The following is a 16,700-nucleotide window of genomic DNA, read 5'->3' on the forward strand; positions in this document are numbered from 1 at the left end:
TGCCAGATGCCTGAAAATTTTACGATTCTGGCCGGGTTTAACGGACTCTTGGGCCACCGAAAGGCAAGGGCGGTGGCGGACGCCGCGTGCCGCGCGGCAACTGTGCCTGAAAGGCGCGACCACAATGTTCCACGCAATAAGGGAAGCCGGGATTGACCTCTTCGCCGCAGAAATGGAAGTCGGGCTCACCCGGGTGGTTGATCGGCCAGCGGCAGATTTTGTCGTTCAGGTCCAGCAAGCTCGTCTTGTCGGCCATGTCTTCACTGGGCTTGGCCGGGACCAGACGCCGTGGCGGTGCTGGTGGAATCGGAGCCTGTTGATCGCCCGGGCCTTGCCGCAGAAATCCACCGGGCCCGACCGAAACAATTTTCGGGCCGTCAGGTTTCGGCATTTTGGATTGCTGTGCTGCATGGGTCCGCGCAGCCGGTGTCGGCGGCGGCATTGCCCGGCGCGCGACATGCTCTTCCTTGGGCTTGGCTTTTTTCGCCGGCTTGGCTGCGGCCTTCTTTGTCTTGGTTGCGGGTTTGCCACCCTTCGCGGTTTTTGCTTTTGCTTTCACCGGAGACGGACGCGATTTCAACCCGAGACGATGGGCCTTGCCGATCACCGCGTTGCGGCTCACGCCGCCCAGTTCCTCGGCAATTTGACTCGCAGTGAGGCCCTTTTCCCACATTTTCTTGAGATGATCGATGCGTTCGTCGGTCCAGGCCATAGAAAATCCTAATCTAATCCAAATACCAACCCCATATAGGCGGAAACGGGCCATATTCAATCTTTGCTGAACCGGACCAGATCAATCGGCATATAGGGGTTGTGATTGCTGACAGGAGCCGATAGGCGAAAAGCCAATGCTAGACCAGCCCAAAAATGATGCCGATAGACCAGCGGATTTTGCCGGACAAACGTTCGGAGAACCGGGTGTGCCGGTCATTCGGGGGGTCAACTGGGGTGGGTTTCTCGCTCTCTACTGGAAAGAAGTCCGGCGCTTTTTCAAGGTCCAGCTGCAAACCGTATGGGCGCCGTCGATAACGACCTTGCTGTTCCTGGTAATATTTACGGTGGCCCTAGGGCGCGGCGATCGCACGGTCCTCGGGGTTCCGTTCGCCGACTTCATCGCACCCGGCCTTATCTGCATGGGGATGATCCAAAACGCGTTTGCCAATAGCAGTTTCTCTCTGTTGGTCGGCAAGATTCAGGGCACGATTGTGGACTATCTGATGCCGCCGCTGTCGGTGGGTGAATTGCTGGCCGGGCTCGTCGCGGCTGCGATTACCCGCGCGGCTTTGGTCGGTTTTGCGGTCTGGCTCGCCATGTCCTTCTGGCCCGGTGTAACCGTATCGGTTGTCCACTGGTGGGCGGTGCTCTGGTTCGGTTTCATGGGATCGGCAATGCTGGCTTTGCTGGGTGTACTGACCTCGATATGGGCTGAAAAATTCGATCATGCCGCTGCAGTCACCAATTTTGTAGTCGCGCCGCTCGCGCTGCTTTCAGGGACTTTTTACGCGATTGATCGTCTCGCACCAACGTTCCAGGCAATCAGCCACGCCAATCCGTTTTTCTACGCGATATCGGGGTTCCGCTATGGTTTTCTCGGTGTCACTGACTCCCCCGTGGGCGTCGGCTCGCTGGTTCTGCTGGGGATCAATATCGCTTTGACGGCGCTGTGTTACGCGCTGCTCAGCAAGGGCTGGAAGATCAAGTCCTGACCGGCTGACGCCGGGCATGACTAATGCAGATCAATGCCGATGATTGGGATGGAGCCGGTATTTGCCGTCGTCCAAAGTTCCGAACATCAGCGCTACATCGGGATGGGTGACCGGTTCGCCGCTGTCATCCTCCAGCAGGTTTTGCTGGCTGACATAGGCGACATAGCTGCTGTCGCCATTTTCCGCCAGTAAATGGTAGAAGGGCTGGTCCTTCGCCGGCTGCAGATCCTTGGGAATGGATTCATACCACTCTTCGCTATTCGCGAACACGGGATCGATATCGTAGATCACGCCACGAAAATCGAACAGCCGATGTTTGACCACGTCGCCAATCGTAAAATTGGCATCGAGAACCGGCGGTGTGCCCTTTGGCAGGGGATTGGTAGAGGCGAGATATTTGGTTTGAACCATGCCTTAGATTTAGTCACTTGCCACAAAGATGCAAGCGCTCAGCGCCCAATCGTGTAACATCATGTGTCCCACCAAGGGGCCAGCTTTCCTGAAAAATGCAGCCCCAAACCGCAAGAATGGAGCATTACAAAGAGGTTAGGTGGAGGTGCGTGAGAGATTCGAACTCTCGGTACGCGTGAACGTACTTCGCATTTCGAGTGCGACGCCTTCGACCAACTCAGCCAACGCACCTCACTAACCAGCGGCAGCCATTACCGCCATGCGCCGGACGACGCAACCCCGAAACCGATCAAAAAACATGCTGTATTTTGGAAAAAGCGATGGAACCGAGAAATTCGGGGTTTTTTTTGCTGAATGGTGCGGTTTACGATTGTCTTGAGGAGTTATGAGAGCAAGGCAATTTGCGAAATTTACCCGCCAGAACTGCACCAGAACAGCACATAATGCCTGAGAACGGCAATCATTGCATTATTGTTCCAATAAACGCTGGGAAATCCGGTGTTTATTTGCCAAGATGGCAGCAAGCATTTTTCGCTTACAGGACTTGAGAGACATTTATGGCCAATCGCGAATCCCATTTGCAAGACGTGCTCGATGCACCAGAGGGTCCCCATATTGGCGCCCTGTTTGATTTTGATGGCACGATCATCGCTGGCTATTCCGCGACGGCCTTGCTGTGGGAGAAAATCAAGCGCCGCGAAATGTCTGCCGAAGAGCTTGTCGAAACAGCCAATGTGATGGCTCAGTACAGCATGGGCGGGATGGGGTTTTCCGGCTTGATGTCGGCGGCGTCGAAATTCTTGAAGGGCGTAACCGAGGAAAGCTATTTTGAGTTTGGCGAAGAACTTTATGAAAGTCATATTGCCCGCAAGGTCTACCCGGAATCCCGGGCGTTGATCGAAGCCCATATCGCCAAGGATCATACCGTGGCGATCGTTTCGTCGGCGACCATTTATCAGATCGAACCAACCGCACGGGATTTGAATATCGAGCATGTGCTGTGCTCGCAATATGAAGTCGAAAATGGCGAATTTACCGGCAATATCATTCGTCCGCTCTGTTTTGGCGAAGGGAAAGTCATCGCGGCAGAAAAGCTGGCCAAAGACTATGATGTCGATCTCGAAAAAAGCTATTTCTATTCCGACAGCGACGATGATCTGGAATTGCTCGAACGGGTTGGCAAACCACGGCCGCTAAATCCGAACAAGAAACTGACCGAGATCGCGAAGGCGCGCGATTGGCCGCTGCAGAATTTCGACAGCCGCGGGCAGGGTAAGCCGGTCGACTATCTTCGCACCATCTACGCCACCGGGTCGTTGGTGACCTCTTTCGTGGCGGGCCTGCCGATATGGGCATTGACGGGATCGCAGCGGGAAGGAACCAATTTTTCGGTTGGGCTGTTCGGTGATATCGCGACAGCCTTGACCGGCGTGGAGCTGGATGTGCGCGGGGAAGAAAATCTCTGGGTGAACCGTCCGTGCATCTTTGTTTTCAACCATCAGAGCAAAGCCGATGTGATGATCATGGCCAAGCTGGTGCGGAAAGATGTCGGCGGCATTGCCAAGAAAGAGGTCAAGGATACGCCGATTATCGGCAAGATCATGGAATATGCCGGAACGATCTTCGTTGACCGGGCCGATGGCCGCAACGCGATCAAGGCGATGGAGCCGCTGATCGATGCGATCAAGGTTGATGGCAAATCGATCTGTATCGCGCCGGAAGGCACCCGGACCTTATCGCCGCGTGTCGGGCCCTTCAAAAAGGGCGCCTTTCATCTCGCGATGCAGGCCGGTGTCCCAATGGTGCCGATTGTCATCCACAATGCCGGAGATGTTGCGCCCAAAAATGAATTTGTGATGCGGCCCGCCAAGGTACGGGTGGATGTGCTGCCGCCGGTTGACACGAGCAAGTGGAAGCGCACGACAATAAACGATCATGTCGCGGAAGTGCGGGCCATGTTTCAGGAAAACCTGGGTCAGTCCGACGATGATTTTGCAACGCCAGAAACAAAGGCAAGCAAGGCCGCAACGGTGAAAGCAACTACGCCAGCGCGCGGTAGCAAAGGCAAGACCGCGGCTCCGGTCCGTCGTAAAAAGCCCGCCCAAAAAACGGCCACAGCCAGCAAAAGTGGAGCCCCTCGCAAAAAGACCACTTCCCCCAGGAAGGCAACTGTCGCAAAAAGGACAACAACCGCTTCTGCCCGGCGAACCACGGCCGCCAGTTCGCCGACAAAGGCTGGTAACAAGGCGGGCCGGAAGAAGGTGGTTGCCAAAAAGGGGGTCACGAAACCGGCCGCCAAAAAGCCAGTCGCGAAAAAGCCAGTCGCGAAAAAGCCAGCCACCAAAAAAATGGTGGCAAAGAAACCAGCGGCAAAAAAGCCGGTCGTGAAACAGGGATCATGAGCGGGAAACCGGGATCAGTGAGAAAGAATGGATGAATCGACTGCAATAGCTAAATCTGCACCCCTGCTGGCGCGGGGGCCGAAGCTCTTTGTAATCGACGCCCGTAACCGGGTTGAGCGCCGCTATCTACTCGACTGGCTTCACACATCACTGGCGGAAGGTGGTCCCGGGCAGGAAATAAACTGGGTCAGCCTGCCAATTTCCGACGAACGGGCGCGGTTGCGCTTGAAAGAGCTGAGCCTGAAACTGACCGAGGACCCGGAAACGCTGGTGATTCCGGTCCGTATCGTCTGGCGTATTCCGAATTTTGAGAAAAGCCGTGCTTTGAAAATGCGGCATATTATTTTCGGCGATCCACGGTTGCCGGGGCGGTTTCGCGCGCGAACCATCTTGCTCCGCGACAAACGCCGAGCCCATTGTCTGACCGGACGTCCGGCAACGATCAGCGATCTGAAAACGCGATTTCTGCAGAATAATGCGACCGACGCGGATCGCGAAGATGAAATAGACAATCAGGAATTTGCCGGTTTCGTCGCGCGCCAGGCAGGTCTGGTCCTCGATATCGAAGAACGCGGATTGCGGGGGCGGCGTTACAAGGTGCCGCGCTTTGTGGCGGATGGCTTGCGGACCGATCACAAATTCAGATCCGCGATGACCGAATTGGCGGAAGATCTCGAAAAGCCCGAAGCCGCGCTTTATGAAGAAGCGGGCAAATATATGAAGGAGCTGATTGCCCGACCGAGCGCCTTGTTTATTGACATGAAGGCGAAGCTCGACCGGTTCATGTTGTCCCAAGGCTATGAAGACGAGGTGGTTTTTGACAAGAAAGAATTGTCCCGGCTGCGTAAGACGATGCGTGATCATCCGACGCTTTTGCTGTTCACCCACAAAACCTATATTGATGGCGTAACCCCTACCGACCTGGCCTATCAAAACGACCTGCCGATGGTGCATGTTTTCGGCGGCATCAATCTTGATTTCTTTGGTCTGGGTTTTGTCCTGCGCCGCGCCGGGACGATCTTCATCCGCCGGAGTTTCGAAAACAACCCGGTCTACAAATTGGTGCTGCGCCATTATGTGAGCTATTTGCTCGAAAAGCGCTTTCCGATGACTTGGGCGTTTGAAGGCACGCGGTCCCGGCTCGGGAAGTTGATGCCCCCACGCTATGGTTTGCTTAAATATGTCATGGACAGCGCGAATGCCAACGACATCCAGAATGTCCACATCATCCCGGTGGTGACCAGTTTTGATCTTATTCGGGATGTCGAGGAATATGCATCGGAACAGACCGGGCGCGTGAAAAAGGCCGAGTCACTCGGATGGTTTGTCGGCTATTTGCGCAGCCTGAGAGAGCCGATGGGCAAGGTCTATGTCGATTTTGGCAACCCGGTAATCGTCAAAAAAGCGCCGGAACCGAATGACCGTATCGGGCTGTCCAAAATCGCTTTCGAGGTTGCGGTCGAGGCCAACCGATCAACGCCGTTAACCCTGACGTCGCTGATGTGCCTCAGTCTGCTGGGAACCGCGCCGCGCGCAATGACCGCTGACGAGTTGCGCGCGGTGATTAATTTTTTCGTCGAATGGGCGCAGGAGCGGAATATCCGGTTCAGCGATGATCTGACCAAGCAGAATCTGGCTGGCATCCAGAAAGTCGTCGATACATTGGTCAATAGCGGCCTGTTCATGCGCTATGATCAGGGATCCAGCACGGTCTATGCGATTGAACCGGAAAAGCATCCGCTGGCGAGCTATTACAGAAACTCGATCATCCATCATTTTCTCGACAAAGCGATTATTGAATTGTCCTTGCTCAAGGCGCGGGAAGAGAAAGACAAGGTGGCCAAGGACGTTTTCTGGGCGGAGACCGACCGGCTGCGGGATCTGTTCAAGTTCGAATTTTTCTATCCACCGAAAAAGGAATATCGCCAGAATCTGAAAGCCGAACTCAAACGGGCGGATCCGGATTGGCAGTCAAAGCTCGACAGCGGCGGCGTTCTCCTGAAAAGCCTGACCAACCGGTTCCAACCGCTGATCGGGCATGCGGTTTTTCTGCCGTTCGTGGAATCCTACTCAGTCGTGCTTGATATTTTATCCCGGCTTGAACCGGGCGATGCCATCGACAAGGCCGGATGCGTGGAAGCGGCGCTGAAAGAAGGGCGACAGGCCTATCTTTTGCGCCGCATCACCAGCGAGGCGTCGATCGGAAAAATATTGTTCGAGAACGGATTCAAGATGGCCGCGAGCCAGGGACTGACCGGGGAGACCACGCCGGAAACTGTCGCGAAACGAAAAGCGTTGCTGCGAAAATTCCGGGCGTTGTCGCGGCGGATGGAAAAATCCCGACTGGAAGTGCTCCGCCTGGCCGACAAGATTTTTGAATGAACATTGAGCCTGTTTGAAAGGACTCTGCGATGACCGACAAGCCGCTACCCAATCAGCTAAGCGCACAGGATGCGCAATTTGTGTACATGCAAACACCGGACAATCTGACCCACGTGATGGCGGTCTACATATATGATCCGTCGTCGGCCCCCGGCGGCAAGGTGCGGTTCAAGGATATTATCGAACATATGCGCGACCGGCTGGTCGTATCGCCGATGTTCAAGCGCAAACTCTATCGGTTGCCGCTGGACATTGATCATCCCTATTGGGTCGAAGACGAACATTTCGATCTGGAAGCGCATATCTCGCACAGCCGATTGCCGGAGCCGGGCGACTGGCGGCAATTCTGCATTCACGTCGCGCGCCATCACAGCAAGCCGCTGGATATGAATCGGCCGCTATGGGACATGTATGTTGTCGAGGGTCTCGATAATATTGAGGGCATTGCCAAGGGCAGTTATGCGATCATGACCCGGATCCACCACTCGACGATCGATGGCACATCGGGCGCCCATTTTTTTGCGTCGATCTCGGATATAGACACCAAGGGCACCCCTGCCATCCCATTGCCGGACAAGGAAGCCGAGTTGCAGCCCTTGCCGGAGCCCGCCGAAATTCTCAGCCGCGCGGTGAACAGTACGGTGACATCTCCAGTCAAACTGACTCAGGCGTTGTTGAAACTGACACCGGCGATTCTGAAAAATACGCAGAAGAATATCACCGGCGGCAGCGAGGGCGGGGAGGGCAAGGTTCCCGAAACACGGTTCAACGGGCCTGTCTCGCCCCATAAAATGTTTGAAGCGGTGACTTTTGATCTGGAAGAACTGAAGGCGATCCGGCTGAAAGTCGACGGCGCGACGATCAACGATGTTGTGCTGGCGATCTGTAGCGGAGCATTGCGGAAATATTTGACCAAGCACAAGGAATTGCCGGCGGAGTCGTTGGTTGCTGTTGCCCCGATCAATGCCCGGAGCCGAACCGGTGAGGAATCCAATCCCGGCACCAATATCTCGGCCATGACAGTCAAGATCTGGTCGGATATCGCCAATCCGATCAAGCGGCTGGAGGCTATTCGCGATACAACCCGCGAAACCAAGGCCGCAAAATCTGGCCTTAGCGCGCGGATCATGACCGACCTGACCAAACATATTCCGGGCGCAACCATGTCAGGTGTGGCCCGGTTGCTGAACAGCGAACGCTTTGCGCAGAAAGTCAGCAATCTCTTCGTCTCCAACGTGCCTGGACCGCAGGTGCAGCTCTACATGAACGGTGCAAAACTGACGCATCAGTACGGATTGGGACCGTTGGGCAATGGCATGGGGCTGTTTATTGCAACGCCAAGCTATAACGGGACGATCTCGTTCAGCATTATTTCCGACAGAAAAATCATGCCAGACATTGAGTTTTTCCGCGAATGCATTCAAACAGCGTTCAAGCAGCTGCGAGACGCGCCGTCGACCACTGGTCAAACCAAGGGAAAGGCCAAGACGGCGGCAACAAAGAAAGCTGCAACCCCGAAAGATGCATCAGTCATGTACCGACGGGTATCCAAAACGCCAAGAAGAGCGAAGCCGGATAAGAAGAAGGCATAAGGAGCGGATAGCCAGTTGGGGATCCTTTTGGGGTTCCCATTCGAGTTGATGCGTCTATTCAGGTCGCAGTGAGTGAGTAATTTATGATTTTGAATACAACGTTGAAAATGGAAAAGGCGATGGGCCAGGCCCAGAGCTATGCGGAATGGTCGGACGCGGCGGCGGCGCATGACCGGGCTACCGGAGTGGATCTCTGGAAAAAAGAGGATGAAAGCAAGCATTTCGACCATGTTTCCATCCGCAGACGCTTGAAGCGCTTGTCCAAGCTTTGGAAGAGTCAGGACAATGCGGGTCTGCTCTATGCCCTGAACGAGGGTATTCATGGCAATATGGATGGTATGGGCAATGTTCGGTTGCACCAGAAAGCCCAGTTCGGCACCAAGCGGCTGATCCAGGATTATGTCGATGCGATCGTCAACTCTCTGGAATATCTGGCGAGCGATAAAGTCACCGATATCTCATTCGAAGAGAAACTCGATTTTTTCCGGCGGGCGCAGCATTGCTATGGCCGTTCGGCTTTTTTGATGAGCGGATCGGGTGCTTTTCTCTATTTTCATCTCGGCGTGGCCAAAGCGCTCTGGTCTGAAGGCCTGCTGCCTCATATCATGTCTGGCTCCAGCGGTGGTTCGGTCGTCGGCGCGCTGATCAGCACGCATGTGGATGCTGATATCCCACCCTATTTCGAGCCGGAAAATCTGGTGACTCGCAATAGCGATGACGCGGATGTTTCCGGAGGATTCTCCTTTTTGGGAGGAGCTTCCGCCATGAAAGCCAGCGAAATCCGGGAACGCCTGTCTGAAATGCTACCGGATCTTACATTCCAGGAAGCCTATGAACTTACCGGACGGCATCTCAATGTCTCCGTTGCCCCGGCCGAGAAGCACCAGACATCGCGACTGTTGAACGCCATCGCGTCTCCTAATGTCTATATCCGGGAAGCGGTCATGGCATCCTGCGCCGTACCCGGAGTTTATCCTCCGGTCACGCTGGCTGCCAAGAACCATCGCGGCGAACGGGTTCCCTATTTGCCGAACCGCAAATGGGTCGATGGCTCCGTGACCCACGATCTGCCGGCAAAAAGACTGGCGCGGCTTTATGGTGTGAATCATCATATTGTCAGTCAGGCAAATCCGCTGGTAACCCCGTTTGCGAGCGATGTCAGTCAGCAAAAAACCCCGATATCAGCCATTCGCAATGCCTCCACTGCAACGATGAAAGCCTGGCTCAATGCCAATGTCTCGATCATGCAGAAGCCGCTGTCCTATTTTCCACGCCTCAACAGCCTAGCCAATATGACGCTTTCGGTCATCAATCAGGATTATACCGGCGATATCAACATCATTCGTCCTTCAATGTTCTGGAGCCCGGCCAAATTGCTGAGCAATCTGCCCGTGGAAGATATTCAGGAACTGATCGATCTAGGTGAACGCACGACCTGGCCAAAAATCGAAATGGTCCGGACCCAGACCAAGATCAGTCAGACTCTGGATCGGATCCTGTTCGAATATGAGAACGAACTGGCGACGGATCATGGTGCCGCACTGAAAAGGAATATCGCTTGAACCACAGCGCAGGGCATCTGGCGCTGCCGGCAGATTCGGCTGCCGCCGGGGCAAAGCTCTATCATCAAAGCTGGACACCGGACGAGGCGCCGAAAGCGCATGTTATCCTGGTGCATGGTTATGCCGAACATGGCGGTCGCTATGCCTATTTTGCGGAACATTGCGTCGCCAAGGGGTTCGCCGTCCATGCAATCGATCATTGGGGGCACGGGAAATCAGAGGGTGAACCGGGCTTTGTTCCAGATTTCTCGGTATTTCATGATGGCGTTACGGCGTTAATCGCGACGGTCACCGAAACAGAAACGCAAACGCCGCTTGTGCTGGTGGGGCACAGTCTCGGCGGTTTGATCGGCGCCAGCTATCTGCTCGAGCATGAGCAGCAATTCGCCGCTTGCGTGTTGTCCGGTCCGGCGATCAAGGCCGCCGAGGAACCGTCTGCGATGCTCAAGGCAATCAGTGGCCTGTTGTCGCGATTGACCCCCAAAATGGGTGTTCTGGCCCTCGATGCCAATGGTATCAGCCGTGATCCGGCGGTTGTCGCCGACTATCTCGCGGATCCGTTGGTGTATAAAGGCAAAATCGGAGCCCGGCTGGCCACCGAAATGATGCACCGGATGGAGGCCGTTCAGGCCCGCGCGGGTTCGATTACGATCCCGTTGCTGTTGATGCATGGCGCGCAGGACAGTCTGACTGCGCCGGAAGGTTCAAAATTTCTGAGCGATCACGCCGGATCAAGTCGCAAGACATTGAAAATCTATCCGGAACTGTTCCACGAAATATTCAACGAACCGGAAAAGGACACTGTCCTGAGCGACATGTCCAAGTGGATTGCGGACCACTTGCCAAAATAGGCATCGGCGCAAGCTTGTTCTGATTATGACGGGGGTTTTTCCATGATCTATATTCTATACGCTCTGATTGCGGTGGTCGTCGCCTTGATAGCGACCTATTTTGTCGCACCGAAATCCTTGTACACCATGATGAATGGTCTGCTGCGCCGCCGCGGACGACTGACCGAGAAACGCATACAGGTCGGCGACGATGTCTGGCCGTATCTGGAAGGGGGAATGCTGACGGACCGCCAGTGGTTCTGGTGCACGGTTTTGGCGGAGACAAGGATAACTGGTCGATCTATGCCCCGCACATAACCAAAAGCCATCGCATGATATCCCCCGATTTACCGGGCTTTGGCGAGAATGACCGCTCGCTGGAACGGGATTATGATATTGATTCCCAGGTCCATCGACTCAATGCCTTCCTGGATGCGCTGAATATTCCCAAATGTCATCTCGGTGGCAACAGCATGGGCGGATTTATTGCCCTGCAATTTGCCATGGAATATCCCGAAAAAGTCGCGTCACTGACATTGTTCAACAATGCCGGCGTGGTGGGTAGCGATAAAAGCGAACTGCAGGTCGCGGCAGAATCCGGAACAAATGCCCTCGCGCTGGAAAGCCTCGCAGATGTCGACCGGCTGCTGGATTTCGTATCGTACAAACCCACCCCAATGCCCAAGAATTTCAAGAAGATATTCTATCAGGAAGCGCATGCCCACAAAGCCCTGCTCGACAAGATATTCTGGCAGATTGCCGGATCGGGTATCAATGAGCCGCTGAACGACCGTCTGGATGCTGTGAAAGCGCCGACGCTGATCATCTGGGGGCTGCATGATCGCCTGATCGATGTGAGTTGTGTGGACGTGCTCCAGAATGGCATTGCGAATAGCGAAACGCTCATCCTGGAAGAAACCGGTCATGTGCCGATGATCGAAAAGCCGAAGGAAACCGCGTCGCGTCATCTGGCATTTCTTGCAAAAAACTGAAATCCTATGCAGTCTGGCCGCCAAGCATTCTCCACCAAGGGGAGTCGATGAAAACAGGGGATCGGACACATGAAGTTGCGCGTGGGACTATTGGGTGGTGGCTCTTGGGGAACAACGGTGGCCGCGCTGGTTTCCCGCAACGCTCCGATCAAGATATGGGCGCGTGATCAGGAAACCGTCGACGATATAAATTCCAACCACCGTAACAGCAAATATCTGCCGGATGCCCAATTGCCGGAAGCGCTCGAGGCGACGCATGATATTGGGGAAGCGGTTTCCGGAGCTGATGTTCTGGTCATGGGTATTCCTTCCAGCAATTTCCGATCCGTGCTCGAGGATGCAAAACCCTTTTTACGGCCCTGGGTGCCGGTTATCAGTCTCACCAAGGGACTGGAGCTGTCTACCGGAAAGCGCATGACCGAAGTGATCGAGGATGTCCTGCCCGGTCACCCGGTAGGCGTTCTGACCGGCCCCAATCTCGCGCGCGAGATTATGGCGGGGCAGGCGGCTGCGAGCGTTATTTCGATGGAAGACGAGATCATCGTCAAACAGCTGCAGCAGCTGTTTCATTCCGGCCTGTTTCGGGTTTACACGAACACCGATCTGCTCGGCTGTGAGCTTGGTGGGGTGCTCAAGAATATTATCGCCATTGCAGTGGGCATGGGCGATGGCCTGGGGGCCGGGGACAATACGCGATCAGCGCTGATCACCCGAGGGCTGGCAGAGATTACGAGACTTGGCGTTGCGATGGGCGGACGCGCGGAAACATTTTCCGGTCTGACTGGAATGGGCGATATGATTGCAACCTGTACCAGTCCGTTAAGCCGTAACCGTCATGTCGGCGTTGAACTGGGTAAAGGCCGCAAGATTGATGACATTATCGACGACATGCTGATGGTCGCAGAAGGCGTCAAAAGTGCCCCGACGGTGATGGCGCTGGCGGAAAAATATGGTGTTGCCATGCCGATCGCCGCCGACGTCTATGGCGTTACCAAGGGAACGCGCTCTGCTGTTCAGGCCTATCGGGGTTTGATCAGAGGCACGGCCGGTTCCGAGGCGGACGCGGGTTAACCTCAATGTTCGTCAAGAAAACAACAGGCTACTCGCTAAACTGACTTCGAAAATTTGCTCCAGATCCGACCGAACATAGCAAATCGGGCTTTGACTCTGCTAGTTTGCGACGCGAATTTTTCGATAAGTCCTTTAAAGTTAACAAAATTGTAAAATCAGTTAACCGCGTTACTTAGGATTTGTACTTTTACTTGCTTCTTTTCGGGCCGTGCCATAAAAATATCTACCAAGCATATCGGGTTTTGTTAGTCGGAGTTCAGATCAACAACCCATCATGTGGAGAGTATCTATGGACCTGAGAAGCCGTGCGGTAAATGATGTTGATGAAGAGCTGATCCTCGATGGTATCAGTCCGCAATATGGTTTTGGTCAGGACATCCTCTCCAAGAAATTCTCTGAAATAGAATTGCGCTTTGACAAGTCCGACCAGATATTCTGGTGTTACATGAACCAGAAATCGCGACCCAGTTACACCTATGAGCTGGGTGATGAAATTCAGCTGGTTCAGGATTGGATCAACACCAATTACGCGCTCGGAAACGGTGTCAAAGCGACCGCTCCCTTGCGCTATTTTGTTTGTGGATCACGGACGCCCGGCATCTATAATCTGGGTGGCGATCTCAAGCATTTTGCCGACTGTATCCGGCGGCGGGATCTCGGCGCTCTGAAAAAATACGCGCGTACTTGCGTGCATATGCAATATGCCAACAGCACCGGCTATGGCGCGCCCATCATCACCATGGCGCTGGTCCAGGGCGATGCGCTGGGTGGTGGCTTTGAACATGCCCTGGCATTTGACATTCTGGTCGCCGAACGAAGTGCCAGACTGGGTTTGCCGGAAATCCTGTTCAACCTGTTCCCAGGCATGGGAGCCTACAGCTATCTGCGCCAGAGATTGAGCCGGAAGGAAACCGAACGGTTCATTTTGGAAGGCAAATTGTTCACTGCTGAAGAGCTGTATGACATGGGCGTCGTCGATATTCTGGCCGAAGATGGCAGGGGCGAACAGGCGATTGTCGAGTATACGCAGAAACACCAAAAGCGCTTTCACGCTGAGCGAGCCGTGTACCGCGCGCGGCGCGTTTCCAATCCGGTATCGCTGGACGAATTGCTGGAGGTCACCGACATGTGGGCCGAGACTGCGCTTTATCTCGAGGAATCGGATGTCCGAAAGATGGAGCGACTGGCGGCGGCACAGGACCGGCGCATTGCACGGTCATTGCAGGCCGCGGCAGCGCAAAGCTAAACCGCTGCAGCGGTGGTACCGTTTTCCCTGCCATCATCAGACAGGTCTAGCGTTTTCAAGCAATCGGTTATGCGGGCAACTTCCGCTCTGACATCAGTCAGATAGTCCAAGCTGCGGCTATGGAAGTCATCTTCCGTAATCACCTCGAGAATACTGCACATTTTCGCGAGACGGGCCGCTCCGACATTGGTGGCACCACTCTTGAACGCATGGGCGTGAAAGCGGAATTTGTCGACATTCTGCAGCTCGACCGATTCTTCAAACGCCGTCATGATTTCAACCATGTCCTCGACATAGGCATCGACCACCGACTGGACGAATGTTTCGTCGCCAATTGATTGCAAATAGGCGATCTGAGTCATGTCTATCGGTTGCTCTGTCGCATCGTTCGGGCGTGCGGTGAGCGACTGGACAACCTGGAAGGGATCTTCATCGCGGACCGGTAGTCCTGCCTCGGACGCGGTAACAACATTGCCAGTCTGTTCCGCGACCGTATCCAACAAAAGGCCAGCCTCAATCGGCTTGGTCATGCGCAAGTCCATCCCGGCATCGAGGCATTTCTTTTCTGTTTCAGCGGTGGAATCTGCGGTCAGACCGATGATCGGAACGTGCGACCTTGGTCCTTCAATCTGACGCCACATCTTGCAGCATTCGATGCCATCGAGCAGCGGCATATTGACATCAAGGAAGACCAGATCGAAATGCTGTTCTTCCAGCGCTGCGAGGGCCTTTTCGCCATCCAGCACTGCTTCAACCGTATGGCCGGCATTGTTAAGAATTGTTTTGAGGACCATCTGATTGGTCCGATTGTCATCGGCCACCAGAATATTGAGTGAAACGTCGGCCCGGACTATCCTGTCCGGATCTTCGGCCTCCGGTTTGCCACCCCGGTGGAAAGAACAACCGATCTGAACCACGCTGCGGATCGCATTGAAATCCGGGGATGATGGCAAGACCGAAGCGAAGGCTGCGCGGAGCCGAATTTCGTCGAGATCCTTGCTGTCACTTTCGGAGATCAAGACAGGAGGCAATTGGGCGGATTCAAAAAGCTGCCAAAATCCAGGCGTATCGGCATGTGAATCGGCGAGACTGGGTTCCAGCAAAGCGACATCATAAGTCGACAGAGCCAAGTCTCCGAGCAATTGCTCCAAAAGACTGTCATCGGTGCATTGCACATGTTCTACTGTACAATTGGCAGCATTGGCATCGGCGATCTGCGGCGCATTCTCTCCGCGGCCCAGTGATAGGATCTTGAGCGGCTCGGTTCCTTCATCCGATTGGGCATCCATGACCGGTTCTGCGGCGGGCTCTACCGGGCAGGACAGGGTGAAAACACTGCCTTCGCCTAAAACACTCTCCAGAACCACGTCGCCACCCATTTGCAGCGCGAGCTGGCGACAAATGGCGAGCCCCAGTCCGGTTCCACCAAAATTGCTGATGACTGAGTCATCCGCTTGCTGGAAGACACCGAAAATTTTCTCATGGGCGGAGTCGGGGATGCCGGGACCAGTGTCTGTGACGGAGCACCACATGTCGATGCCCTCTCGCGATTCCCTGAGGCCGCATTTGAGGATCACCGACCCGCTCTCGGTGAACTTTACCGCATTGCTGCTGAGGTTGATCAGAATGTTGCGCACATAGTCCAACTGTCCGGTTATCGGTCGATCGCTCAGCGCTTCGGCCTGCAAATGAATCTCGAGACCCTTTTCTTCCGCCGCAATGCGCATGATGTCCCGGACTTCGGCGAGGACATCGACGATGCTGAACTCTCGCGGTTCGGGCAATTCTTCCTTGGTATCCGATTGCGCGAAATTGAGCAGCTGATTGATCAGATGCAGCAGATGTTGACCGGCTGAAACACTGGTGGCAACCATCTGGCGCTGCGCATCCGGCAGCTTCATATCGAGCAAATGGGTGCCATATCCGATAATGGCATTGAGCGGTGTTCTCAGTTCGTGACTAATGCTGGCGAGGAACAGGCTCTTGGACTTGTTTGCCGCCTCGGCCTCCGCAGTGGCCTTGGAGAGCTTTTTGATCAAAGTCGAACAATAGGCAGGAATGACGACCATGCCTAATAGCAGGCCGATGGAAAGCGATCGGTTCTGCAACCAGAAATCGACCGTGAAGACGGTCCAGGCAAAGGAAAGTGACCCGAGAACCGTGGCGACATACAGCCATTTCAGGCCGAAGCGGAAACCGTAACCCAGTATGATCCATAGAAATAGCGGATACAGAGCAGCGACTGCGCCGCCGCCAATATCAAACAAATAGATGCCCGCGCCAAAATCGGTCGCAAGGCCGGCCAATAGTCTTGGGCTACTGGGCCGTGGATTCAGGCGGAAGGCGATCATGATCGACAAGCTGGCGATCAGATGGAGTTTGAAACCCAGGAGCAAATCGAGGTCAGCATCCAGAAAAACCGATATGGTCAACGTGATCATGATCAGAACCAGGCGGTTCATGGTCATTTCCCGCTCGCGATCCTGTTGCCGTTCGACCTCTGCAC

The 16,700-nt window shown here is 54.6% G+C and carries 13 protein-coding genes and 1 tRNA gene; 10 read left to right on the forward strand and 4 right to left on the reverse strand.

Translation table 11 applies throughout. The features are described from left to right. Positions 1–37: 37 nt before the first annotated feature. Complete coding sequence (locus tag ACZ1GS_RS07395; RefSeq protein ID WP_472697831.1) at positions 38–712, reverse strand: GcrA family cell cycle regulator; 675 nt, start codon at positions 710–712, stop codon at positions 38–40. A 136-nt stretch (positions 713–848) separates the two neighbouring features. Here ACZ1GS_RS07395 and ACZ1GS_RS07400 point away from each other — a divergent pair, with 136 nt between their 5' ends. After that, positions 849–1,706, forward strand: a complete 858-nt coding sequence (locus ACZ1GS_RS07400) for an ABC transporter permease (RefSeq protein ID WP_472697832.1) — start codon at positions 849–851, stop codon at positions 1,704–1,706. A 30-nt stretch (positions 1,707–1,736) separates the two neighbouring features. On the opposite strand, the gene hspQ is transcribed toward ACZ1GS_RS07400, so the two are convergent. Together hspQ and ACZ1GS_RS07410 are read right to left on the reverse strand one after the other, a co-directional pair. Further along, complete coding sequence (gene hspQ, locus ACZ1GS_RS07405; protein ID WP_472697833.1) at positions 1,737–2,117, reverse strand: heat shock protein HspQ; 381 nt, start codon at positions 2,115–2,117, stop codon at positions 1,737–1,739. A gap of 140 nt (positions 2,118–2,257) precedes the next feature. Then, positions 2,258–2,348 (reverse strand) — tRNA-Ser (locus ACZ1GS_RS07410). A gap of 326 nt (positions 2,349–2,674) precedes the next feature. Here ACZ1GS_RS07410 and ACZ1GS_RS07415 point away from each other — a divergent pair. The 9 genes from ACZ1GS_RS07415 to ACZ1GS_RS07455 all read left to right on the forward strand — a co-directional run bounded on the left by ACZ1GS_RS07415 (position 2,675) and on the right by ACZ1GS_RS07455 (position 14,194). Further along, positions 2,675–4,519 (forward strand): HAD-IB family hydrolase, encoded by a 1,845-nt coding sequence (locus ACZ1GS_RS07415; RefSeq protein WP_472697834.1) that lies wholly within the window; start codon positions 2,675–2,677, stop codon positions 4,517–4,519. A gap of 27 nt (positions 4,520–4,546) precedes the next feature. Beyond that, positions 4,547–6,901, forward strand: coding sequence for a glycerol-3-phosphate 1-O-acyltransferase (locus ACZ1GS_RS07420; RefSeq protein WP_472697835.1), 2,355 nt, complete (start codon positions 4,547–4,549; stop codon positions 6,899–6,901). A gap of 29 nt (positions 6,902–6,930) precedes the next feature. Next, a complete protein-coding gene (locus ACZ1GS_RS07425) occupies positions 6,931–8,493 on the forward strand; it encodes a WS/DGAT/MGAT family O-acyltransferase (RefSeq protein WP_472697836.1) in 1,563 nt (520 codons plus the stop codon). A gap of 83 nt (positions 8,494–8,576) precedes the next feature. Continuing rightward, positions 8,577–10,055 carry a DUF3336 domain-containing protein gene (locus tag ACZ1GS_RS07430; protein WP_472697837.1) on the forward strand — a complete coding sequence of 493 codons (1,479 nt, stop codon included), beginning with the start codon at positions 8,577–8,579 and terminating at the stop codon, positions 10,053–10,055. Beyond that, complete coding sequence (locus ACZ1GS_RS07435) at positions 10,052–10,906, forward strand: alpha/beta hydrolase (RefSeq protein WP_472697838.1); 855 nt, start codon at positions 10,052–10,054, stop codon at positions 10,904–10,906. The genes ACZ1GS_RS07430 and ACZ1GS_RS07435 overlap by 4 nt, the downstream gene beginning before the upstream one ends. A gap of 42 nt (positions 10,907–10,948) precedes the next feature. After that, positions 10,949–11,203 (forward strand): hypothetical protein, encoded by a 255-nt coding sequence (locus tag ACZ1GS_RS07440; RefSeq protein WP_472697839.1) that lies wholly within the window; start codon positions 10,949–10,951, stop codon positions 11,201–11,203. Next, positions 11,149–11,877 (forward strand): alpha/beta fold hydrolase, encoded by a 729-nt coding sequence (locus ACZ1GS_RS07445; protein ID WP_472698087.1) that lies wholly within the window; start codon positions 11,149–11,151, stop codon positions 11,875–11,877. The genes ACZ1GS_RS07440 and ACZ1GS_RS07445 overlap by 55 nt, the downstream gene beginning before the upstream one ends. 69 nt (positions 11,878–11,946) lie before the next feature. After that, a complete protein-coding gene (locus tag ACZ1GS_RS07450; protein WP_472697840.1) occupies positions 11,947–12,948 on the forward strand; it encodes an NAD(P)H-dependent glycerol-3-phosphate dehydrogenase in 1,002 nt (333 codons plus the stop codon). Between the two features lie 289 nt (positions 12,949–13,237). After that, a complete protein-coding gene (locus tag ACZ1GS_RS07455) occupies positions 13,238–14,194 on the forward strand; it encodes a crotonase/enoyl-CoA hydratase family protein (protein ID WP_472697841.1) in 957 nt (318 codons plus the stop codon). On the opposite strand, the gene ACZ1GS_RS07460 is transcribed toward ACZ1GS_RS07455, so the two are convergent. Next, positions 14,191–16,656: a response regulator gene (locus ACZ1GS_RS07460; RefSeq protein WP_472697842.1), complete on the reverse strand. Its 2,466-nt coding sequence runs from the start codon at positions 16,654–16,656 to the stop codon at positions 14,191–14,193. The genes ACZ1GS_RS07455 and ACZ1GS_RS07460 overlap by 4 nt on opposite strands. Between the last annotated feature and the right edge of the window lie 44 nt (positions 16,657–16,700).

It is taken from the genome of Parasphingorhabdus sp. W113, assembly GCF_055693205.1.

Coding starts and splice junctions, on each gene's coding strand:
- ACZ1GS_RS07395 (WP_472697831.1), bottom strand. CDS start 712: ATGGCCTGGACCGACGAACGCATCGATCATCTCAAGAAAATGTGGGAA.
- ACZ1GS_RS07400 (WP_472697832.1), top strand. CDS start 849: ATGCTAGACCAGCCCAAAAATGATGCCGATAGACCAGCGGATTTTGCC.
- hspQ (WP_472697833.1), bottom strand. CDS start 2,117: ATGGTTCAAACCAAATATCTCGCCTCTACCAATCCCCTGCCAAAGGGC.
- ACZ1GS_RS07415 (WP_472697834.1), top strand. CDS start 2,675: ATGGCCAATCGCGAATCCCATTTGCAAGACGTGCTCGATGCACCAGAG.
- ACZ1GS_RS07420 (WP_472697835.1), top strand. CDS start 4,547: ATGGATGAATCGACTGCAATAGCTAAATCTGCACCCCTGCTGGCGCGG.
- ACZ1GS_RS07425 (WP_472697836.1), top strand. CDS start 6,931: ATGACCGACAAGCCGCTACCCAATCAGCTAAGCGCACAGGATGCGCAA.
- ACZ1GS_RS07430 (WP_472697837.1), top strand. CDS start 8,577: ATGATTTTGAATACAACGTTGAAAATGGAAAAGGCGATGGGCCAGGCC.
- ACZ1GS_RS07440 (WP_472697839.1), top strand. CDS start 10,949: ATGATCTATATTCTATACGCTCTGATTGCGGTGGTCGTCGCCTTGATA.
- ACZ1GS_RS07450 (WP_472697840.1), top strand. CDS start 11,947: ATGAAGTTGCGCGTGGGACTATTGGGTGGTGGCTCTTGGGGAACAACG.
- ACZ1GS_RS07455 (WP_472697841.1), top strand. CDS start 13,238: ATGGACCTGAGAAGCCGTGCGGTAAATGATGTTGATGAAGAGCTGATC.
- ACZ1GS_RS07460 (WP_472697842.1), bottom strand. CDS start 16,656: ATGAACCGCCTGGTTCTGATCATGATCACGTTGACCATATCGGTTTTT.